Annotated in this window: 19 protein-coding genes; 13 read left to right on the top strand and 6 right to left on the bottom strand. The window is 72.9% G+C overall.

All coding sequences use genetic code 11. The features are described 5' to 3' along the window. Positions 1–7: 7 nt before the first annotated feature. On the bottom strand, positions 8–1,216 hold the full coding sequence (locus tag ACFU7Z_RS04875; RefSeq protein ID WP_380776135.1) for an MFS transporter: 1,209 nt from the start codon (positions 1,214–1,216) through the stop codon (positions 8–10). Positions 1,217–1,702: 486 nt separating this feature from the next. Between ACFU7Z_RS04875 and ACFU7Z_RS04880 the strand changes: the two genes are divergently transcribed. Further along, complete coding sequence (locus tag ACFU7Z_RS04880; RefSeq protein ID WP_049655677.1) at positions 1,703–3,049, top strand: dicarboxylate/amino acid:cation symporter; 1,347 nt, start codon at positions 1,703–1,705, stop codon at positions 3,047–3,049. A gap of 346 nt (positions 3,050–3,395) precedes the next feature. On the opposite strand, the gene ACFU7Z_RS04885 is transcribed toward ACFU7Z_RS04880, so the two are convergent. Beyond that, a complete protein-coding gene (locus ACFU7Z_RS04885) occupies positions 3,396–3,599 on the bottom strand; it encodes a cold-shock protein (protein ID WP_045692393.1) in 204 nt (67 codons plus the stop codon). A gap of 486 nt (positions 3,600–4,085) precedes the next feature. On the opposite strand from ACFU7Z_RS04885, the gene ACFU7Z_RS04890 reads away from it, so the two are divergent. The 7 genes from ACFU7Z_RS04890 (at position 4,086) to ACFU7Z_RS04920 (ending at position 12,424) form a co-directional block, all read left to right on the top strand. Further along, positions 4,086–5,006, top strand: coding sequence for a menaquinone biosynthetic enzyme MqnA/MqnD family protein (locus tag ACFU7Z_RS04890; protein ID WP_380776138.1), 921 nt, complete (start codon positions 4,086–4,088; stop codon positions 5,004–5,006). 274 nt (positions 5,007–5,280) lie between these two features. Then, positions 5,281–7,038, top strand: coding sequence for a protein kinase (locus ACFU7Z_RS04895; protein WP_380776141.1), 1,758 nt, complete (start codon positions 5,281–5,283; stop codon positions 7,036–7,038). A gap of 137 nt (positions 7,039–7,175) precedes the next feature. Continuing rightward, positions 7,176–8,396 (top strand): cyclic dehypoxanthinyl futalosine synthase, encoded by a 1,221-nt coding sequence (mqnC, locus tag ACFU7Z_RS04900; protein WP_049651178.1) that lies wholly within the window; start codon positions 7,176–7,178, stop codon positions 8,394–8,396. 115 nt (positions 8,397–8,511) lie between these two features. After that, positions 8,512–9,225 (top strand): hypothetical protein, encoded by a 714-nt coding sequence (locus tag ACFU7Z_RS04905; protein ID WP_380776144.1) that lies wholly within the window; start codon positions 8,512–8,514, stop codon positions 9,223–9,225. Positions 9,226–9,479: 254 nt separating this feature from the next. Next, positions 9,480–10,067 carry a hypothetical protein gene (locus tag ACFU7Z_RS04910; protein WP_074005515.1) on the top strand — a complete coding sequence of 196 codons (588 nt, stop codon included), beginning with the start codon at positions 9,480–9,482 and terminating at the stop codon, positions 10,065–10,067. A 134-nt stretch (positions 10,068–10,201) separates the two neighbouring features. After that, a complete protein-coding gene (locus tag ACFU7Z_RS04915; RefSeq protein ID WP_049651181.1) occupies positions 10,202–10,897 on the top strand; it encodes a demethylmenaquinone methyltransferase in 696 nt (231 codons plus the stop codon). Between the two features lie 237 nt (positions 10,898–11,134). Next, positions 11,135–12,424 carry a geranylgeranyl reductase family protein gene (locus ACFU7Z_RS04920; RefSeq protein ID WP_380776182.1) on the top strand — a complete coding sequence of 430 codons (1,290 nt, stop codon included), beginning with the start codon at positions 11,135–11,137 and terminating at the stop codon, positions 12,422–12,424. A 160-nt stretch (positions 12,425–12,584) separates the two neighbouring features. Here ACFU7Z_RS04920 and ACFU7Z_RS04925 read toward each other — a convergent pair whose 3' ends face one another. The 3 genes from ACFU7Z_RS04925 to ACFU7Z_RS04935 all read right to left on the bottom strand — a co-directional run bounded on the left by ACFU7Z_RS04925 (position 12,585) and on the right by ACFU7Z_RS04935 (position 14,492). Continuing rightward, positions 12,585–12,941 (bottom strand): MazG-like family protein, encoded by a 357-nt coding sequence (locus ACFU7Z_RS04925; RefSeq protein ID WP_380776147.1) that lies wholly within the window; start codon positions 12,939–12,941, stop codon positions 12,585–12,587. Positions 12,942–13,049: 108 nt separating this feature from the next. After that, positions 13,050–13,757 carry a peptidylprolyl isomerase gene (locus ACFU7Z_RS04930; RefSeq protein ID WP_380776150.1) on the bottom strand — a complete coding sequence of 236 codons (708 nt, stop codon included), beginning with the start codon at positions 13,755–13,757 and terminating at the stop codon, positions 13,050–13,052. A gap of 84 nt (positions 13,758–13,841) precedes the next feature. Continuing rightward, positions 13,842–14,492: a TetR/AcrR family transcriptional regulator gene (locus ACFU7Z_RS04935; protein ID WP_380776153.1), complete on the bottom strand. Its 651-nt coding sequence runs from the start codon at positions 14,490–14,492 to the stop codon at positions 13,842–13,844. A 94-nt stretch (positions 14,493–14,586) separates the two neighbouring features. Between ACFU7Z_RS04935 and ACFU7Z_RS04940 the strand changes: the two genes are divergently transcribed. Then, positions 14,587–15,252 carry a CatB-related O-acetyltransferase gene (locus tag ACFU7Z_RS04940; RefSeq protein WP_380776156.1) on the top strand — a complete coding sequence of 222 codons (666 nt, stop codon included), beginning with the start codon at positions 14,587–14,589 and terminating at the stop codon, positions 15,250–15,252. Positions 15,253–15,428: 176 nt separating this feature from the next. After that, on the top strand, positions 15,429–16,445 hold the full coding sequence (locus ACFU7Z_RS04945; protein WP_380776159.1) for a DMT family transporter: 1,017 nt from the start codon (positions 15,429–15,431) through the stop codon (positions 16,443–16,445). A gap of 13 nt (positions 16,446–16,458) precedes the next feature. On the opposite strand, the gene ACFU7Z_RS04950 is transcribed toward ACFU7Z_RS04945, so the two are convergent. Beyond that, positions 16,459–17,034: a hypothetical protein gene (locus ACFU7Z_RS04950; protein WP_234348343.1), complete on the bottom strand. Its 576-nt coding sequence runs from the start codon at positions 17,032–17,034 to the stop codon at positions 16,459–16,461. Positions 17,035–17,231: 197 nt separating this feature from the next. Between ACFU7Z_RS04950 and ACFU7Z_RS04955 the strand changes: the two genes are divergently transcribed. The 3 genes from ACFU7Z_RS04955 to ACFU7Z_RS04965 all read left to right on the top strand — a co-directional run bounded on the left by ACFU7Z_RS04955 (position 17,232) and on the right by ACFU7Z_RS04965 (position 19,958). Then, complete coding sequence (locus ACFU7Z_RS04955; protein ID WP_380776162.1) at positions 17,232–18,311, top strand: sensor histidine kinase; 1,080 nt, start codon at positions 17,232–17,234, stop codon at positions 18,309–18,311. 41 nt (positions 18,312–18,352) lie between these two features. Next, on the top strand, positions 18,353–19,063 hold the full coding sequence (locus ACFU7Z_RS04960; RefSeq protein ID WP_380776165.1) for a response regulator: 711 nt from the start codon (positions 18,353–18,355) through the stop codon (positions 19,061–19,063). A 535-nt stretch (positions 19,064–19,598) separates the two neighbouring features. Next, on the top strand, positions 19,599–19,958 hold the full coding sequence (locus ACFU7Z_RS04965) for an NADH-quinone oxidoreductase subunit A (protein WP_030060100.1): 360 nt from the start codon (positions 19,599–19,601) through the stop codon (positions 19,956–19,958). Positions 19,959–20,065 lie beyond the last annotated feature (107 nt).

Raw genomic sequence — 20,065 nt, forward strand, 5'->3', positions numbered from 1 at the left:
GGGCGGGTCAGCCCACCGGGACGGGCTGCTCGGCGGGGGCGGTCGGCGCCGGGTGGAACCAGCGCCGGGCGCCGAACAGCAGCAGCCCGCCGAGCGCGATGCCGCCCACCGCGCACAGGGCCACCGGGCGCAGCGAGTCCTCGGCGAGCTTGCCGGAGACGGCGTAGCCGAGCGAGTTGCCGGTGGCGAACAGTGTCACCAGCCAGGCGAAGGCCTCGGTGACCGTGCCGGTCGGCGCCAGTTCGGCGACCAGTACGAACGCCGCCGCCAGCAGCGGGGCCAGCATGATCCCGGAGAGGAAGGCCAGCGCGGCCATCGGGTACGGCCCGGGCAGGGCGATCAGCGGCAGGTAGGAGGCGGCCATCGCGAGGGCCATCATCCAGGTGCGGGTGGCCGTGGTCTGCCGCCAGCTGACGGCGCCGTAGGCGAGTGCGCCGAGCAGGCCGCCGAGCGCCGCCAGGGCGAGCAGGGTGCCTCCGCCGCCGGGCAGCGCGCCGACGTTCCGTTCGGCGTAGGCGATGAACAGCACGTTCTGCGCGCCGACGGCCCAGCCGGCCCCGGCCAGTCCGACCAGCAGCAGCACCAGCCCGGGGGAGCGCAGCGGTCCGAGCAGTCCGGCGGACTGTTCCCGGGCCGGGGCGCGCCAGGTCCGGGCGGGTCCGGTGGTGGCCACGATCAGCGCGCCGGCCAGTCCGAGTCCGGCGGCCACCCAGAGCGCGGCGACCGGGCTGAACAGTCCGGAGATGGCGGCGACGGCCAGCGGGCCGGCCACGTAGAGGATCTGCTGGGAGGCGGAGTCGAAGGCGTACGCGGTGTCGAGCTGCTTCTCCTCGACCACGTCCGGCCAGAGCGAGCGCAGGCAGGGTTCCAGCGGGGGCATGGCGAGGCCGGCGATCGCGGCCCCGACGGGCGCGCCGATCGCGGAGCCGGGGGCGAGGGCGAGCAGCGCGTACCCGCCGCCGGCCACCACGGCGGAGGCGAGCAGGACGCGCGGCTGTCCGGTGCGGTCGATGATCCGGCCGAGCACCGGCCCGCCGACGGCGGCGGCGATCGCGTAGCAGGAGGTGGCCAGTCCGACCCGGCCGTACGCCACTCCGGCGTCGCGCAGCGCGAGGGCGATGACGAGGGCGGTCATGCCGGCGGGCAGGCGGCCGAGCAGGGTGCCGAGCAGCAGGCGGGTGACGTGCGGGGCACGGAGCAGGGCGAGGTAGCCCATCGGCGTCCTCTCCGGGTGGGCAGGCAGGGGCGGGGACGCCGCCAAAGTTATACGTATAACCGCTCAGCGGTCAATCGGACCGTCAAGCCGCCCTGATGGGGCGTCAGCTTCGTTCGTGTCCGGAGCGCGGGTTCGCGGCGGGGTTCGGGTGGGCAGGAACTCTCCGTGACATCAAACAAGTACTTTGAACATCTCAAACCTTTGCTGCTAACGTATCGGCCATGACAGCCTCAGACGCACTGCGGATGCACGGCCCGGGCCCGCTGCCCGGCGCCGCCCGCCCGTGTGCTCTGACCGGTGCTGTGGACAGTCCGCGCCGTTGTCGCGCCATGGGCCGTTGCCGCGCCATGCGCTGTACCGCCCCGAGCTGTACCGCGGCGGCACGCCCCTGATCGGGGGCCGACCCCTTCGTCCGGCCCCGCGCCGTGCCGCCTGCTCCGCCCCCACCTCACCGTCAGCAACGCCCTCCCCCGGAGACGCTCCCCCATGTCCACAGCGCCCGAGGCGACCTCGTCGCCGTCCGTGCTCGCCCGCATCCGCAAGACGCCCTTCTGGGTGCAGATCGTCGCCGGCCTCGTGCTCGGCGTCGGCCTCGGCTACCTGGCCCGCGCCGCCGACATCTCCTGGCTGGCCACCACCCTGGAGACGATCGGCAAGATCTTCGTCCAGCTGCTCAAGGTCGCCGTCCCGCCGCTGGTGTTCACCGCGATCGTGGTGAGCGTCGCCAACCTGCGCAACGTCACCAACGCGGCCCGCCTGGCCACCCGCACGCTGCTCTGGTTCATGATCACCTCGCTGATCTCGGTCGGCATCGGCATCGGCCTGGGCCTGCTGACCAACCCGGGCGAGGGCACCAACCTGAAGACCGAGGGCCTCAAGGCGCTCGACTCCAAGGGCACCTGGATCGACTTCCTGACCGGGATCTTCCCGACCAACATCGTCGACTCGTTCGCCAAGGTGAACGTGCTCCAGATCGTCTTCCTGGCGGTCGTGGTCGGCGCGGCGATCATCAAGCTCGGCGCCAAGGCCGAGCCGGTCCTCAAGCTCAGCGAGTCCGTGCTGGAGCTGACCCAGACCGCCCTGTGGTGGGTCATCCGGCTCTCCCCGCTCGGCACCCTCGGCCTGATCGGCAAGTCCGTCGCCAAGTACGGCTGGGACCTGCTCAAGCCCTTCGCCACGCTGACCCTGGACATCTACCTCGGCTGCGCGCTGGTGCTGTTCGTCGTCTACTCGCTGGTGCTGCGCTTCGCCGCCGGGCTCAACCCGCTGCACTTCTTCAAGGGCGCCTGGCCCGCCATCCAGCTGGCCTTCGTCTCCCGCTCCTCGGTCGGCACCCTGCCGGTCACCCGCCGCGTCACCGAGCGCCTCGGCGTCCCGAGCGAGTACGCGTCTTTCTCCGTGCCGTTCGGCGCCACCACCAAGATGGACGGCTGCGCCTCGATCTACCCGGCCGTCGCCGCGATCTTCGTCGCCCAGGTCTTCAACATCGAGCTGGGCATCAAGGACTACATCCTGATCGCCTTCGTCTCGGTGGTCGGCTCGGCCGCCACCGCGGGCCTCACCGGCGCGATCATCATGCTGACGCTGACCCTGTCCACCCTGGGCCTGCCGCTGGAGGGCGTCGGCCTGCTGCTCGCCATCGACCCGATCCTGGACATGATGCGCACCGCGACCAACGTCGCCGGCCAGGTCGTCGTGCCGATCGTGGTCGCCGCCCGGGAGAAGATCCTGGACGTCGCCGCGTACAACAACCCGTCCGGGGACCTGTACGAGGAGGACGCCAAGCCGGCCGTCGTCGCCGCCCAGGGTGGAGCGGCCACGGCCGCGGCCTGAGGCTCGTTCGGCCTCCGGTCCGGCCGCTCAGCCGGAGGCCGAATGCCCGATCGGACGCCAGAGGGGACGTCCGATCGACCGGACGGAAAGGGCCCTCTCCCGGTGACGGGGGAGGGCCCTTTCCGCATTCCTTTTCTCCGCACCCGAACTTCCCGGCCCGAACCACCCGTTCGATGTTCGAGTGACGTTCGAGTGGAGTTCGGCCGGAAGGCGTTCGAAAAAAGGCAGGGGGCCCGCCGGACGGGCGGGCCCCCTTGGGTACTGCTCTTGTGCTCATGGTGGCGGCTGTCGGGAGCCGCCGGCGGACCCGTCGGGGTCCACGAGCGATCAGATCATCAGAGGATGGTCAGACAGCGGTGACGTTCTCCGCCTGCGGGCCCTTCGGGCCCTGGGTGACGTCGAAGGTGACCGCCTGGTTCTCCTCCAGCGAACGGAAGCCGTTCGCGTTGATGGCGGAGTAGTGGACGAAGACGTCCGGGCCGCCGCCCTCCTGGGCGATGAAGCCGAAGCCCTTCTCAGCGTTGAACCACTTGACGGTTCCCGTGGCCATGCCGTTCTCCTTGCGAGGCGTGTCGGGGGCCACACCGTGTGGCACCCGGTCCGCTGCGCTGATCGCCCTGCCTCCGGACGTGTCCGAAATTTTTCGATATTGCTGAAAAACTACAAAAAGCCTGCGGTTACATGCTCCGCAGGCTTCAAGTACTGCAAGGGGAATCAAACTGCAACTGAGGGCAACGCTAGCATGCGGCCGCTGTGACGACCAGAGGTCACTTACGGCGTGGAAGGCGCGTGTCGTAGGGCGGTCCTGAGGCGCTCACAGGGGCCGGGCGCAAGGCTGTTGCGGGTGTTCGCCGGGGCGGTTGCCGGGCGGCCGTCGGCCGGTCGGGAGGGTGTGCGTCAGGCCGTTCGTCAGGGTGGGGGCGGGCGCGGAAAGGCCCGCCGGCGGCGCGTGAAGGCGTGTCGGGTGGCCGGTGCGAGCCACCGCCGACAGCAGGCATACGCTGCGGGGAGGCACGAACAGCAAGGGAGCGGCGCAGTGGCAGCACCGGAAGCACGAACACCGGACGCGCGGACGCGGGAGCCCCGGCAGGACACCCCGGTCAGGCCGCGGGTCGGCCACATCCAGTTCCTGAACTGCGTCCCCCTCTACTGGGGGCTCGCCAGGACCGGCAACCTGCTCGATCTGGATCTCACCAAGGACACCCCGGAGAAGCTGAGCGACCAGCTCGTCGATGGTGCCCTGGACATCGGCCCCATCACCTGCGTGGAGTACCTGCGCAACGCGGAGGACCTGCTCGTCCTGCCGGACATCGCGGTCGGCAGCGACGGCCCGGTGATGTCCTGCCTGATCGTGAGCAAGGTGCCGCTCGCCGACCTCGACGGCCGCCGGGTCGCCCTCGGCTCCACCAGCCGCACCTCCGTACGGCTCGCCCGGCTGCTCCTGGAGGAGCGCGAGGGCGTGCGCCCGGACTACTTCAGCTGCCCGCCGGACCTCAGCTCCATGCTCGCCGAGGCCGACGCCGCCGTCCTGATCGGTGACCCGGCCCTGCGCGCCTACCTCGGGCAGGCCGCCGACCTCGGGCTGACCGTCCACGACCTCGGCGAGATGTGGAAGGAGTGGACCGGACTGCCCTTCGTCTTCGCGGTCTGGGCGGTGCGGCGCGAGTTCGCCGAGCGCGCCCCGGAGATGACCGCCGCGGTGCACCGGGCCTTCCTGGAGTCCCGCGACCTGTCGCTGGTGGAGGCCACCAAGGTCGCCGAGCAGGCCGCCCGCTGGGAGACCATCGGGGCGGACGTGCTGGAGCGGTACTTCAGCGAGGCGCTCGACTTCTCGCTCGGCGAGCGGCAGCTGGCCGGGGTCACGGAGTTCGCCCGGCGGGTCGCGCACGACAGCGGGTTCGCCCCGGACGTCGCGGTGCGGCTGCTGGAGCCGGCGGCGCTGCCGCTGGGGTCGTAGGGCCCGTCCTCGCCCCCGCCCGCGGGGCGACGGGAGTGTGACGACGGCCCCCGGGGGCGCGCGGTCCGGCTCCTGGCCCCGTTCCGGTCCGCGGGCCGGGCGGGGCCCGGCCGGGCCCGGTACGGTCTGCACCCGAGGCGCGTCCGGCTGACGGTCGGTCGGCTGGCCCGACCGGACGGCCGACCCGGGTGGTCGGCCGGCCGGGTGGCCGCTCGGCCCCCGGCCCCGGCGGTCGGCGGCGCGCGTGGCCGAGCGGGCGAGGGAGCGTACGGGGATGCGGGCACTGGGGTCGGACGATCCGCGCCAGGTGGGCGGCTACCGGCTGCTGCGGCGGCTCGGCGCGGGCGGGATGGGCCGGGTCTACCTCGGCCGGACGGCCGGCGGGCGCACCGTCGCCGTCAAGGTGGTGCGGTCGGAACTCGCGGACGACGCCGAGTTCCGCGCCCGGTTCCGGCAGGAGGTGGCCGCCGCCCGGCGGGTCGGCGGCGCGTGGACCGCGCCGGTCCTGGACGCCGACACCGAGGGCGGGCAGCCCTGGGTCGCCACCGGCTACGTGGCGGGCCCCGCGCTCGGCGAGGCCGTCCGGACGTACGGGCCGCTGCCCGAGCCGGCCGTGCGCTCGCTCGGCGTCGGACTCACCGGGGCGCTGGCCCACGTCCACGGGCTCGGCCTGGTGCACCGGGACGTCAAACCCTCCAACGTGCTGCTCACCCTGGACGGGCCCCGGCTGATCGACTTCGGGATCGCCCGGGCACTGGACGCCGCCGGCGGCCTCACCCGTTCCGGTTACGTGGTCGGTTCGCCCGGCTTCATGTCACCCGAGCAGGCGAACGGGCAGGCGGTCGGGCCGGCCGGGGACGTCTTCTCGCTCGGCGCCGTCCTCGCCTTCGCCGGGACCGGCGTGCACCCCTTCGGAGAGGGGGTCAGCGCGGCCGTGCTGCTCTACCGGGTGCTGCACGAGGAACCGGACGTGGCCGGACTGCCCGAGCCGCTGCGGGGGACCGTCCTCGCCTGCCTGGCCAAGGACCCGGCCGCCCGCCCCACTCCGCGGCAGCTCCACGACTGGCTGGACCCGGACGGCACGGCCGCCACCCGGCTGTCGCACGGCGGCTGGCTGCCGGCGGAGCTGGCGGCGGGGGTGGGGCGCAGTGCGGTGGGGCTGCTGGACCTGGACCTCGACTTGGACCCGGACTCGGACCCGGACTCGGACCCGGAGGGGATTCCGGGGGCTTCGGGGGAGCCGGTTTCGGGTGGGGCGGCTCCGGAGGCGGGTGCTCTCGGGGTGGTGCGGACTCCGACCGTCGCATCCGGGGGCGGGCCGGAGGGCGAGGGGGATCGGCAGCCGCTGTGCTCGGGTGTCTGGGACGAGCCGGCGGGGGCGCGGCCGCGGCGCGTCCGGACCGGGGTGGCGGTCGCGGCGGCCGTGACGGCGCTCGCGGTGCTCGGGGGCGGCGGGTACGGGCTGTACGAGTGGCTGCACCGGGCCGAACCGGCGGCCTCGGGGCCGTCGCCGACGGTGGGGCCGCTGCCGGAGGTGTCGGTCGATCCGAGCCAGGCCGTCCTGCCGAGCGGGGCCTTCGGCTCCGGGGTGGCGTCGGCCCCCGGTGCTCCGGGGAGCGCGACGCCGTCCGCCCCGGGCGCGGTGCCGCCGGGGACGGGCGGGCCGAGCGTGGTGCCCGCCGCCTTCCTGGGCACCTGGAGCGGGGACATGGTCACCGACAAGGGGCTGCCCGCCGGGACCACCACGCTCACCGTCCGTCCGGCGGCGATCGGTCAGGAGAGCACCACCAGCCGCAACGCGGCCTCCGGGCTGATCTCGATCAGCTGCGAGGGCGCCTGGACGCTCAGGTCGGCCTCCGCCACCGCGCTGGTGTTCCAGTCCCGGCTGGTCCGCTCCTCGATCCCCGGCGCCTGCACCGGCGGCTCCAACGCGGAGACGCTCACCCTCCAGTCCGACGGGACGGTCCGTTTCACCTCCGCCGACCCGCCGGCCGGGAACCCGGCGGGCACGGTGCGCAGGGCGAACGGTTGAGGCGTGGTCCGAGCTGCTCGGGGGTGGTCCGGGGTGCTCCGCGCGCTGTTCAGCGGGCTGACGCGGGCGGCGGAATGTGCTGGCGTAGGCTGGTTCGGCCGTACCCGAGTAGCACTTGAGAGAGAGAAGGCCGCCAGGTGACCGAGCTCGCAGCGACCACCCTCGATGCGTCCAGCACCGACCTGAAGGCCGTGCTCGACCGGGCCGCCGCCGGCGGCCGGATCACCCCGGAGGAGGCGCTGGAGCTCTACCGCTCCGCGCCGCTGCACGCGCTCGGCTCCGCCGCCGACGCGGTGCGCCGCCGCCGCTACGCGGGTACCGAGCACATCGCGACGTACATCATCGAGCGCAACATCAACTACACCAACGTCTGCGTGACGGCGTGCAAGTTCTGCGCCTTCTACGTGCCGCCGAAGAGCGACAAGGGCTGGTCCCGCGAGCTCGACGAGATCCTGCGCCGCTGCGCCGAGACGGTCGAGCTGGGCGGCACCCAGATCATGTTCCAGGGCGGCCACCACCCGGACTACGGCGTGGAGTACTACGAGCGCGCGTTCTCGGCGATCAAGGCCGACTTCCCGCAGCTGGTGATCCACTCGCTGGGCGCCTCCGAGGTCGAGCACATGGCGCGGATCTCGGGCGTCTCCGTCGAGGAGGCCATCACCCGGATCCACAAGGCGGGCCTGGACTCCTTCGCCGGCGCCGGCGCCGAGCTGCTGCCGGAGCGGCCGCGCAAGGCGATCGCCCCGCTGAAGGAGTCCGGCGAGCGCTGGCTGGAGATCATGGAGATCGCCCACGGCCTCGGCGTGGAGTCCACCTCCACCATGCTGATGGGCACCGGCGAGACCAACGCCGAGCGGATCGAGCACCTGCGGATGATCCGCGACGTGCAGGACCGCACCGGCGGCTTCCGGGCCTTCATCCCGTACACCTACCAGCCGCAGAACAACCACCTGAAGGGCTCGACCCAGGCCACCGTCTTCGAGTACCTGCGGATGATCGCGATCGCCCGCCTGTTCCTCGACAACGTCGCCCACATCCAGGGCTCCTGGCTCACCACCGGCAAGGAGGCCGGCCAGCTGTCGCTGCACTACGGTGCGGACGACCTCGGGTCCGTGATGCTGGAGGAGAACGTCGTCTCGGCGGCGGGCGCCAAGCACCGCTCCAACCTCACCGAGCTGATCCACCTCATCCGGGCCGCCGACCGCGTCCCGGCGCAGCGCTCGACCACGTACGAGCACCTGCGGGTGCTGGACGACCCGGCCAACGACCCGGTCGACCCGCGGGTCGCCTCGCACATCGCCTCCACGGCGATCGAGGGCGGCACCGCGCACCCCGAGCTGAAGATCCTGGACAACTGAGTCCTCGTTCCTCCTCCCTTCTTGTCGTGCCCGTGCCGCTGATGGCGGTGCCGGCGTCGACGCTGTTGCCGTTGCCGTTGCACTTGCCGTTGTTGTCGAAGTCGAAGGCGCTGTTGTGCTGACTCTGCACCGGGCGGCGTTCGTGCTGCCCGACCCGGCCGATCCCACCGCCCCGTCCATCGCCGACGGGGCGGTGGTGGTGCGTGGCGAGCTGGTCGAGGCGGTCGGGCCGTACGGGGAGCTGGCGGCCGGGTACCCGGGCGCGCGGGTGCGGGACTGGGGGGCGGCCGTGCTCGCCCCCGGGCTGCGCAATCCGTACGGGCACTGGCTGTTGGAACGCGCGTACCACCCGGATCCGCGGGAGGAGGTCGGCGTCGAACCGGTGGCGGACGGGCTGGCCGGGTCCACCGACGAGGCGCGGTGCGGGGCCAGCGCCCGGCGGGGGCTGCAGCGGATGCTCGGGTACGGGGTGACGGCGGTGGCCGGGCCCTTCGAGCGGGCCTCGGTGCGGACGGCGGTGGCGCGGTCGGGGGTCGTGGGGCTGCCCGGTTCCGCCGTGTCGTCCGCTGTGGCGTCCGCTGTGTCGTCCGGCGGGGTGGACGGCGGGCCGGAGGGCAGCGGGCCGCAGGACGGTGGCGCGCGGCCGTTGGACCCGCTGGCCGTCCTGCCGTTCGCCGAGGCCGTGTACGGGCGGGTGGCGGTCGGGGGCCGGGCGGACTTCGCGGTGTTCGCGACGGCCGGGGTCGCGGGGGACGGGAGCGCGCAACCGGTGGCCGGCGGGTGCCTGGCCACGGTGCTGGGCGGGCGGTTGGTGTACCGCCGACGCTGAGACGGGCGTCACGGCGGGTGTGACGTACTCGTCAGTAGCCGGATTTCCTTGTGGCGCACGGGACTTCCTTCGTGTGCACCCGAACTCCGGGGCCGGTACCGGAGAGTGATTGTCCCTTCATCGTGACCTGAGGGCCCGCCAGCGGATACGATCCCGGACAGCTCACCCACTCCGTACCCTCACCACACCACCGCCCGCGCCCGCGGGTGGCGGGGCCGTGTCCCCGGCCCCGACGGCAAGCCAGGACAGGAACCATGCGAACCGCGACCGTTCCCCCGCCGCGCACCCCGCGGATGGGCCGTGGTTGGTACCTCGCCGCCGTGCTCAGCGCAGTGCTGGCCGTCGGCATGTGCCTGCTGGGTTGGCGCCAGGCCGACCAGGCCGACCGGATCGAGGCGCACCCGGTGAGAGTCGAAGGGGTCGTCACCCAGCTCCCGACCGGTGGCGGCACCTACAGCGCCGTCAGCTACCGGGCCGACGGGGAGCCGCACACCGCGGCCGCGCTGCCGCTCTCGGACAGCGCCAAGGTCGGCGACGCGGTCTGCCTGGAGCACGCCGCCGACGACCCGGGCGCGGTACGGATCTGCGGCGACACCTACCCGCAGCCGGTCGGCGTGGGCCTGGCCCGGTTCAGCGTGCCGGTGGCCCTCGTGTTCTTCGTGATCTGCGTGCTGCGCATCCGGCGGCACCACAAGGCCCTCGCGGTCCGCAGCGGGCAGGGGGCGCTGGCCGCCAACCTCGCGCTGGCGGCGGGGGCGCTCGCGGACGGGATGCCCGCGATAACCCACGGCAAGCGGTCCCGGCGGCGGCGCCGCGCGGGCGGGCGGCGCGCCCAGCACTGAGGGGGGCGTGCGGGTACGGCCCGGCCGGTGAGGACCGTGGGGGCGGCCGGTGAGGTCCGTGGGTGAGGCCGGTGAGGTCCGTGGGCGCGGCCCCGTTGGTCGGGGTGTCCGTGCGAGGGTGAACAATGGGGGGCGTGACCCGAGCCTCTCTGGACAAGCAGCCGCACGAAGTCGCCGCCATGTTCGACGACGTCGCGGCCAAGTACGACCGCACCAACGACGTGCTCTCCCTCGGCCAGGCCCGCGCCTGGCGCCGGGCGGTGGCCGAGGCGGTGGCCGCCGGGCCGGGAGACCTCGTGCTCGACCTCGGGGCCGGCACCGGCACCTCCTCGCTGCCCTTCGCCGAGGCCGGTGCGAAGGTCGTCCCGTGCGACTTCTCGGTCGGCATGCTCACCGAGGGCAAGGGCCGCCACCCCGAGCTGGCGCTCACCGCCGGCGACGCCACCCGGCTGCCGTTCGCGGACGACACCTTCGACTCGGTGACGATCTCCTTCGCGCTGCGCAACGTCCAGGACACCGACGAGGCGCTGCGCGAGATGCAGCGGGTCACCAAGCCCGGCGGCAAGCTGGTGATCTGCGAGTTCTCCACCCCGACCTGGACGCCGTTCCGGACGGTCTACACCGAGTACCTGATGCGCGCGCTGCCGCCGGTGGCGACCGCCGTCAGCAGCAACCCGGAGGCGTACGTCTACCTCGCCGAGTCCATCCGGGCCTGGCCGGACCAGCCGGGGCTGGCCGCCAAGCTCCAGGACAACGGCTGGTCGAAGGTCGCCTGGCGGAACCTGACCGGCGGGATCGTCGCGCTGCACCGGGCGTACAAGATCGCGTAGCCGGGCTTGGCGGGCTCGGGGCTCGGTGGGCTCGGTGGGCCCGTGGCCCGGTCGCTCGGCCGCCCGGCTGCTCGGCTCGGGTTGGTGGTCGGGGCGGTCGGGGCTGACGGGCGGAGCCGGAGGTCGGGGGCGGGGGAGCATCCGGTGGCGTGAGCGGAACTAGACTGCCGGAGACAAAGCCGCCGTCCCCCGCCGCAGTTCCAGGAGTGTGTCCACGTGTCCGAGACCGCAGCCGATCTGACGAAGCCGGACAGCCCCGTCGAGAGCACGGCCGACGTCATCGTGGTCGGCGCGGGCCCGGCCGGCGCCACCACCGCGTACTACCTGGCCCAGGCCGGCCTGGACGTGCTGCTGCTGGAGAAGACCGCCTTCCCGCGCGAGAAGGTGTGCGGTGACGGCCTGACCCCGCGCGCCACCAAGCAGCTGGTGGACATGGGCATCGACGTCTCCACCGAGAACGGCTGGCTGCACAACAGGGGCCTGCGCATCATCGGCGGCGGCGTCCGGCTGGAGCTGGACTGGCCCGAGCTGTCCTCCTTCCCCGACTACGGCCTGGTGCGCAAGCGCGCCGACTTCGACGAGCTGCTGGCCCGTCAGGCCGAGAAGGCCGGCGCGCGGCTCTACGAGCGCTGCAACGTCAGCGGGCCGGTCCTGGACGAGCGCACCGGCCGGATCGTCGGCGTCACCGCCAAGCTCGGCGACGAGAAGCGGCCGGTCACCTTCCGGGCCCCGCTGGTGGTCGCCGCCGACGGCAACTCCACCCGGCTCTCGCTCGCCATGGGCCTGCACCGGCGCGAGGACCGCCCGATGGGCGTCGCCTACCGCACCTACTTCACCTCGCCGCGCCACGACGACGACTACCTGGAGTCCTGGCTGGAGCTGTGGGACATCCGCGACGGCGACCGCAAGCTGCTGCCCGGGTACGGCTGGGTCTTCGGCATGGGCGACGGCACCTCCAACGTGGGCCTCGGCATCCTCAACTCCTCGCCGGCGTTCGGCGAGCTGGACTGGCGCGAGGTGCTCAAGGCCTGGTGCGCCAACATGCCGGAGGAGTGGGGCTACACCCCCGAGAACATGACCGAGCCGATCCGCGGCGCCGCGCTGCCGATGGCCTTCAACCGGCAGCCGCACTACACCCGCGGCCTGCTGCTCGTCGGCGACGCGGGCGGCATGGTCAACCCGTTCAACGGCGAGGGCATCGCCTACGCGATGGAATCCGGGCAGATCGCCGCCGGGGTCATCGTGCAGGCCCTCGCCCGGGTCACCGACGGCGGCCGCGAGCGCGCCCTCCAGGCCTACCCGCGCATCCTCAAGGACGTGTACGGCGGCTATTACACGCTGGGCCGCGCCTTCGTGAAGCTCATCGGCAACCCCAAGGTGATGCAGATCGCCACCCAGCGCGGCCTCACCCACCCGATGCTGATGCGCTTCACCCTCAAGCTGCTCGCCAACCTCACCGACCCGCAGGGCGGCGATGCGATGGACCGCGTGATCAACGGCCTCGCCAGGGTCGCGCCGAACGCCTGACGGCTGGTGTCTGGCTCCTGGTGCCTGACAGCTGGCGCCTGACGGCTGGTCTCTGGCGCCTGATGCCTGATGCCTGGCGGCTGACGCCGAAGGGCCGGACGCCGAACGCCCGGCGCGGACCGGGTGTTGGGGCCGGTGGGGATGTCCGTCCCCGCCGGCCCTACGGCTGTTCGGCCGCCCGGGGTGCCTCCGGCGCCCGGCGGGAGGCGGCGGAGCGCTGCTCGACGTAGGCGAGACGCTCGTCGAAGATCCGGGCCGCGTCGGGGGTGAGGGTCCTCAGGGCGACGAGGGCGGTGAAGACGACGTCGCAGAGCTCGTGCTGGACGTCCTCCCAGGTGTGGGTGACCCCCTTGCGCGGGTTCTGGCCGGTGGCGCCGATCACCGCGGCACCGACCTCGCCGACCTCCTCGGAGAGCTTGAGGATCCGCAGCAGTCGCTCCTCCTGGGGCGACTGCGTGCTCTGCTCGTCCAGCCGTGCGACCAGGTCGTCGACGCTCTCCCAGATCTGGCTGTCCATGCGGCGTTGCTCCTGCTCCCACGCGGTGTCGTTGGTGCTGCCACCGTACGGGAGCGGGGGCGGGCGGGAGCGGGCCGGGGCTGTCCGGCCCGCCGGGGACGAGCAGCGTCAGCGGGCGCTGATCTTCACGTTGCGGATGTTCACCGGGAGGTTGGGGAAGCCGTCGCCCGGGTTGTTCTGGTCGTCCTCGCCGCCGGCGGCGATCTTCTGGAGCACGTCCAGACCGCCGGTGATCCGGCCGAAGGGGGTGTAGGCGGGGGAGAGCTTGGTGTCCTTCCAGACGAAGAAGAACTGGCTGCCGTTGGTGTTCGGGCCGGCGTTGGCCATGGCCACGGTTCCGGCCGGGTAGGTGGCGCCGGTCAGGTTCTCGTCCGGGAACGAGTAGCCGGGACCGCCGCTGCCCGTGCCGGTCGGGTCGCCGCACTGGAGGACGTAGATCCGCTGGGTGGTGAGGCGGTGGCAGTGACTGCGGTCGAAGTAGTCGTGCTCGGCGAGGAACCGGAACGAGAAGGTGGTGCAGGGCGCCTTGTCGGTCAGGGCCTCGAAGCTGATCTGGCCCTGGCTGGTCCGCAGTGTCGCGCGGTAGGGCTTCGCCGCCTTCTTGGCGTCGAACACCGGGATGCCCTTGAAGTTGTCGGCCGGGACGGCCGGTGTGTAGGCGCAGCCGGTAGCGGGGGTCGCGACCGCGGGGGTGTCCGCGATGGCGGTGCCGGTGCTCGCCACGAGCGGGAGGACGGTGGCGGCGGCGACCAGTGCCCAGTGCTTGCGCTTCACGTGACGGGCCTTCCGGGGGGTGGTGGACGGCGGTGTTGTCATGGGTGCATCATCCACGGCCGGATGGGGATGCGGTAGGGGTTGGGGCGGTCGTGGCTCCCCGGGCGGCAACAGTGTGATGGTTTGTCAGTTCTGCTCTGGGGTGGTCGCGGTGGGTGTGAAGAGTCCGGCGCGGGCGGCCAGGGCCGCGGCGTCGGCGGCCCGCTCGGCGGTGCGGGCGTCCAGTGGCTCGCCGGAGACGAACAGGCGGTAGTAGAGCGGCGCGGTGGCGGCCCGGACCACCTCGGCGCCGTCCGTCCCGGCGGGCAGCTCGCCCCGGGCGACGGCCCGTTCGGCCACCTCGGCGGCCTGGCGGTGGCGGGCCGCGAAGAAGGCGCGCAGGGCGGCCGCGCCGGTGTCCGAGCGCTGGGCCGCGGAGATCAGTGCGGTGGGCGTGGGGCCGAGCTCCGGATCGGTGAAGACGCTGAACACCTCCTGGGTGATCCGGCGGAGGTCCTGCCGGAGGTCGCCGGTGTCGGGCAGGGGCCAGGGCTGGTCGGCGGAGGCGGTCAGGGCGTCGGCGACCAGGCCGTCCACTCCGCCCCAGCGCCGGTAGAGGGTCGCCTTGTGGACGCCGGAGCGGGCGGCGACCGCCTCGACGGTGAGCCCGTCGTACCCCTTCTCGGCGACCTCGGCGAGCGTGGCGGCGACCACCTCGGCCCGGACCCGGGCGCTGCGGCCGCCCGGGCGCGGGGTGGGGGTGCGGGGCTCCGGTGCGGGGTGGGTTGCTCCAGTCAAAGTCGACTCCAGTCGCATTAAGGATTGCTGTGGGGTGGCGGTCGTGCCATGCTCATCGTAATGCGACTCATGTCGCATTACGAGAGGAGCCCGCGTGTCCGCCACCGCCATTCCCGACCCCACCGCCCTCCACCCGCTCGCCGGCCACGACCGGGTCGTCCTGCTGCGCCCGCTCGTCACCGACCCGAGGATCGAGGTCGGCGAGTACACCTACTTCGACGACCCCGACGGTGCCACCCGCTTCGAGGAGCGCAACGTCCTCTACGCGTACGGCCCCGAGCGGCTGGTGATCGGCAGGTACTGCGCGATCGCCACCGGCACCCGCTTCCTGATGGCCGGCGCCGCCCACCCGACCGTCGGCGTCTCCACCTTCCCCTTCACGATGTTCGGCGGCAGTTGGACCGAGCGGACCCTCGACATCGTCACGGGCCTGCCCAGCCGGGGTGACACCGTGGTCGGCAACGACGTCTGGTTCGGCCACGGGGCCACCGTCCTGCCCGGCGTCCGGATCGGCGACGGTGCCATCATCGCGGCCGGGGCGATGGTCACCGCCGACGTCGAGCCCTACACCGTCGTCGGCGGCAACCCGGCCCGCCCGATCCGCCGCCGCTTCGACGACGCCGACATCGAGCGTCTGCTCCGTGCGGCCTGGTGGGACTGGCCGGTGGAGCTGGTCACCGAGCACGTCCGCGCCATCATGTCCGGCACCCCGGCCGACATCGAGGCGATCGCCGCGGCGAACGGTCTGCTCTCCGCCTGACCCAACCGTGCCCGTGGAGGGCATTGATCATCGGGGGCCCGGTGCGCGAAGATGGCGCCCCCTTGCTCCGCGCACCGCCCCGTCCACTGCCGGGCCTTCCGCCCGGCTCCTGGGTCCGTCCGACGCCGTACGGTACTCGCGCCCGCCGGTTCCGTTCGTTCGGAGGGATCTTTCGCATGCCAGCCTCCTTGTCCGACCCGTCCGAGGGTTCGTCCTCGTCGGTCCTTCGCGATCTTCCGGTCCTGCTCGTGGCCGTGGTGTGGGGATCGAGCTTCCTCGCCGTCCAGCGGGTGGCCGAGCCCGGGACGGTCGTGGCGATGCTGGTGCTGCGGTTCGGCCTGGTGCTGCCGCTGCTCGGGCTGGTCGCCTGGCGTGCCCTGCGGAGGCTGAGCCGCGCCGAGTGGCTCGGCGGCGCCGCACTGGGGCTGGTGCTCAGCGGGATCTTCCTGCTGGAGACCTATGGAGCCGTGCACACCTCCGCGACCAATGCCGGGCTGATCATCAGCCTCGCGATGGTGCTCACGCCGCTCGGCGAGAGCGCCCTCGCCCGGACCGCACCGCCGAAGGCCTTCCTCGCCGCCGCCGGGCTGGCCGTCCTCGGCGTTGCCCTGCTCACCGGGGACGGCGGGCTGCGCCCTCCGGCACTCGGTGACCTGCTGGTGCTGGGCGCCGCCCTCGTCCGCTCGGCGTACGTCCTCGCGATGGCCCGCACCCGGGCCGTCCGCGACACCGACGTGCTCGCCGTCACCTGGGTCCAACTCGCGGTGGCCACCGGCGTGTTCGCCGCCGTCGCGTTCCTGGTCGGACCCGCGCCGTGGACGGTCGCACGTTCGTACGGGGCCGGCCAGTGGGGCTGGCTGCTGCACCTGTCCTTGTTCTGCACCCTGTTCGCCTTCTTCGTCCAGATGTGGGCCGTGCGGGCCACTTCGCCCTCGCGGGTGAGCCTGCTGCTCGGGACCGAGCCGCTCTGGGCCGCCGTCTTCGGCATCACCGTGGCCGGGAATCGCATGGGCCCGCTCGCCCTGCTCGGCGGAGCCCTGGTGTTGGTCGCGACCGAGTGGGGCCGGCGCACCGCCCCCGTACCCGCCCCCGCCCCGGCTGTCGCCCCCGCCCCGGCACCGCGCCCGGCCGGGGGCGAGTGCGAGAGCGGGACCGACGTGGTGGGGCCGGGCGCGGAGCCGGCTCCGGTGTGACCCGCCGTCCTCGTCACCGGCGCCGCCGCAGCGTCCGGCGGGCGTAGTCGAGGGCGACCGCGCCGAGCAGCGGGCCCCAGGCGACCAGGGGCAGGTAGGCGAGCGTCATCACCACGGCGGCGAAGCCGTGCGGGGAATCCGGCTCGGCCAGGTTGTGCGCCCAGCCGCCGAGCAGTGCGGCCGTGCCGACGTAGGTGAGGACCGCCGAGCCCAGCAGCGCCGGGACGATCGCGGCGAGCGGCCGGACCCGACGGCCGCCTATCAGGGGGATCCACCGGGGCGCCACCAGCCCCCAGGGCCGGACCAGGCCCAGGGTCAGGAAGGCCAGCGCCTCCGCCAAGGCGCTCAGCGCCACGCAGTAGACCGTGCCCCAGCCCGGCTGGTGCGCGCCGTACGCCGCGGCCGTCGCGCCGGAGAAGCCGACCGGGACGCCGAAGCCGAAGGCGATCCGCCACAGCCCCGAAGGGATGGTGCTGAGGACGGCGGCCCCGGCGGCGAGCCGGGCCCAGCGCGGGGCGGGCGGGACGTTCGGGGCCGCCGCCGCGGCCCGGTGGGCGGTGCCGCGGGCGGTGATCACGAGCTTCGACATGGTGGTGGACTCCCTTCGGCTCCGGCCTCCGTGGCCGGTGCGATGACTCAAGACTGGAGGCCCGCCAGGGGTTCGCGGCAGATGCCGATCGGGCTGTTCCTCCTGCTCAACCGGCCTTTGAAATATGCCGATCGGCACAGGCGCGCCGCCCGGGCGGCGTCGTAGTGTGACGGCAGTCGAAGGGTCGAGAAGGGGTGATGACGATGACTCAGATCCTGTCCGGGGTCGTCCTGGCCCTGGTGCCGCCGGCCTGGGTGGCGCGGGGGCGGTACGGGGCGGCGGCCGTGACCATGGCGCTCGGGGCGGCGTCGGTCGTGGTCACGGTCGCCGTCTGGCTCCTCGGCCGCTGGGCGGAGGGGCAGCGGTGGGCCGGGCTGGCGGGCCTGGTCGAGCTGGCCGTCCTGCTGCTGTCGGTGGTCGTCAGCCTGCGCGCCGAGGACGGCCCGCGGTGCGCGGCGGCGGCCTGGACGGCCTGCGGAGCGGCCGCCCTCTGGCCGTCCCGGTTCGCGTTCGTCGAGGGGCCCGCGGACACGCTCACGCTCTTCGGGTTCGGATCGATGCTCTCCCTGCCGGCCGTCCTGGTCGGGCTCTACCTGCGGGGCCTGGACGAGGGGCGCCGCGAGGCGGTGGCCGAGGCCAGACGGGCACAGCGGCTCGAACTGGCCCACGACCTGCACGACTTCGTCGCGCACGATGTCAGCGGCATGGTCGCCCAGGCCCAGGCGGGGGCCTATCTGGCGGGGATCGATCCGGCCGGCGCGGCCGAGATGTTCCAGCGAATAGAGCAGGCCGGGCAGCGGGCGCTGGCCTCGCTGGACCGGACGGTACAGCTGCTGCGCAGCGAGGAGCAGGGCGGCCGCGGTCCGCAGCCCGGACTCGCCGAACTCGCCGAGGTGGCCGAGCGGTTCACCGCGACGGGCGGCGTGAACGTCCGCCTGGAGCTGCCGGAGGAGCCGGTGCCGCGCGAGGTGGAGGGCACCGTCCACCGGATCGTGGTCGAGTCCCTGACCAATGTCCGGCGGCACGCTCCGGCCGCGCGGGCGGTCGAGATCCGGGCCCGCCGCAGCGGTGGACGGCTGGAGCTGACCGTGACCAACGACGGTCGGGCACCGGGCCCGGCGGGGCGGCCGCGCCGGGGCGGCGGCAGCGGACTGCCGGGGTTGGCGGCCCGGGTGGAGGCCCTCGGCGGTTCGCTGGAAGCCGGTCCGTACGAGCGGGAGGCCTGGCGGGTGACGGCGGTGCTGCCGCTGGAGGAGGCCGGCACGGGGCCGGCGTGATAGGAGCCGACGAAGGTCGGCAACGGGGAGAGGTGCGGGACATGGGCAGTGGCACAGGGCCGGTTCGGATCCTGATCGCGGACGACCAGGCGGACGTCCGCAGCGCGTTCCGGATGATCCTGGACGTCCAGCCGGACATGGTGGTGGTCGCGGAGGCGGCGGACGGCGCCGCGGCGGTGGCGGAGGCACGGAGGCTGCGGCCGGATGTGGTGCTCGCGGACATCCGGATGCCGAAGCTCGACGGCCTGGAGGTCACACGCCAGTTGGCCGACCAGTGCAAGGTGATCGTGGTGACCACCTTCGACCTGGACGAGTACGTGCACACGGCGCTGCGGCACGGAGCGGCCGGGTTCCTGCTGAAGCGCTCGGGGCCGGTGCTGCTGATCGAGGCGGTCCGGGCGGCGATGGCCGGGGACGCGTTGATCAGCCCGCAGGTCACCGTCCGGCTGCTGCGGCACATGGCACTCCCGGGCGCGGAGTCGAAGCCGGCGCTGAAGTCGGGGCCGGGCGCGAAGGCGGCCGCGGCGGCTCCGCAGCCGACAGCCGGGCCGACGGAGGAACTGACCACGAGAGAAAGGGAGATCGCCGAGCTGGTGGCAGACGGTGCGACCAACGCCGAGATCGGCGCAGGGCTGTTCATCTCACCGGGGACGGTGAAGAACCACCTCGCCAACGTCCAGCGCAAGATCGGCGCCCGCAACCGGGTGGGCATCGCGGCCTGGGTCTGGGAGCAGACGGCCGGCCGCCAGTAGCGGGCCCCGCCCCGGAGCACGAGGGCCCGCGGCCCCGGCGGGCACCGCCGGAGCGGGACGGCGGGCGCGTGGGAGAGAGGGAAGGGAACCCCGCCCGACGGCAGGCTCGCGCGCTTGTGAACGAAGGGTCAAGCGAGCGTTCGGGCCCCGCCACCCCTGCGAGTGAGCCGCTATAACACGTCAACATGACGTCTGAAAATTTGCTCCCTACGACGCATAGTTGATATAGGAACACGCCCCTGACCTGCCACTTCACAAGTAAATGCGACCGCTTGTGATCGTTTGACTGCTTTGCGTCGACAAATCTGGGCATGCTCACATTCGACCCCATTTACAGGGTGTCGTAGATCACAAAGATGGCGTTGAACTGCGTGTCGCAGATCACAAGCCGACGGGCATAAGATGCGCTCGTTCCAGGCTTTGTGAACTGCCTCACATGGGGTGGATCTCGGGAACCGGAACGCGGGTTCACCTCAGTGTGACCTGCCGGTTCCGATCTGCAGTCAAGGACGACTGGACGGAGGGAGCGGGGGCTATGAATGCCTACGCGCCGATCCTCGTACTCGGTGCCATCGCGGCGGCGTTCGCGGTCGGCTCCGTCGTGATGGCCTCACTCACCGGCCCCAAGCGCTACAACCGGGCCAAGTTGGAGGCGTACGAGTGCGGCATCGAGCCGACCCCGCAGCCCGTGGGCGGCGGTCGGTTCCCGATCAAGTACTACCTGACGGCGATGCTCTTCATCGTCTTCGACATCGAGATCGTCTTCCTCTACCCCTGGGCGGTGACCTTCGACGCCCTGGGGATCTTCGGGCTGGTCGAGATGCTCCTGTTCATCGCCACCGTCTTCGTCGCGTACGCCTACGTGTGGCGGCGCGGCGGTCTGGAGTGGGACTGAGCGCGGGGTGGTCAGAGCGCGGGGTGGTGGCCCACCCGTCCGCCGGCTGAGCACCCGCTTGTGAACGAGCGGACAAGCCAGAACCGGCCCACGTATCAGAGGACTTG

The sequence above is a fragment of the Kitasatospora sp. NPDC057518 genome, assembly GCF_042802075.1.
In the GTDB taxonomy this organism is placed as follows: Bacteria; Actinomycetota; Actinomycetes; order Streptomycetales; family Streptomycetaceae; genus Kitasatospora.

Coding starts and splice junctions, on each gene's coding strand:
- ACFU7Z_RS04875 (WP_380776135.1), bottom strand. CDS start 1,216: ATGGGCTACCTCGCCCTGCTCCGTGCCCCGCACGTCACCCGCCTGCTG.
- ACFU7Z_RS04880 (WP_049655677.1), top strand. CDS start 1,703: ATGTCCACAGCGCCCGAGGCGACCTCGTCGCCGTCCGTGCTCGCCCGC.
- ACFU7Z_RS04885 (WP_045692393.1), bottom strand. CDS start 3,599: ATGGCCACGGGAACCGTCAAGTGGTTCAACGCTGAGAAGGGCTTCGGC.
- ACFU7Z_RS04895 (WP_380776141.1), top strand. CDS start 5,281: ATGCGGGCACTGGGGTCGGACGATCCGCGCCAGGTGGGCGGCTACCGG.
- ACFU7Z_RS04910 (WP_074005515.1), top strand. CDS start 9,480: ATGCGAACCGCGACCGTTCCCCCGCCGCGCACCCCGCGGATGGGCCGT.
- ACFU7Z_RS04925 (WP_380776147.1), bottom strand. CDS start 12,941: ATGGACAGCCAGATCTGGGAGAGCGTCGACGACCTGGTCGCACGGCTG.
- ACFU7Z_RS04930 (WP_380776150.1), bottom strand. CDS start 13,757: ATGACAACACCGCCGTCCACCACCCCCCGGAAGGCCCGTCACGTGAAG.
- ACFU7Z_RS04945 (WP_380776159.1), top strand. CDS start 15,429: ATGCCAGCCTCCTTGTCCGACCCGTCCGAGGGTTCGTCCTCGTCGGTC.
- ACFU7Z_RS04950 (WP_234348343.1), bottom strand. CDS start 17,034: ATGTCGAAGCTCGTGATCACCGCCCGCGGCACCGCCCACCGGGCCGCG.
- ACFU7Z_RS04955 (WP_380776162.1), top strand. CDS start 17,232: ATGACGATGACTCAGATCCTGTCCGGGGTCGTCCTGGCCCTGGTGCCG.
- ACFU7Z_RS04960 (WP_380776165.1), top strand. CDS start 18,353: ATGGGCAGTGGCACAGGGCCGGTTCGGATCCTGATCGCGGACGACCAG.
- ACFU7Z_RS04965 (WP_030060100.1), top strand. CDS start 19,599: ATGAATGCCTACGCGCCGATCCTCGTACTCGGTGCCATCGCGGCGGCG.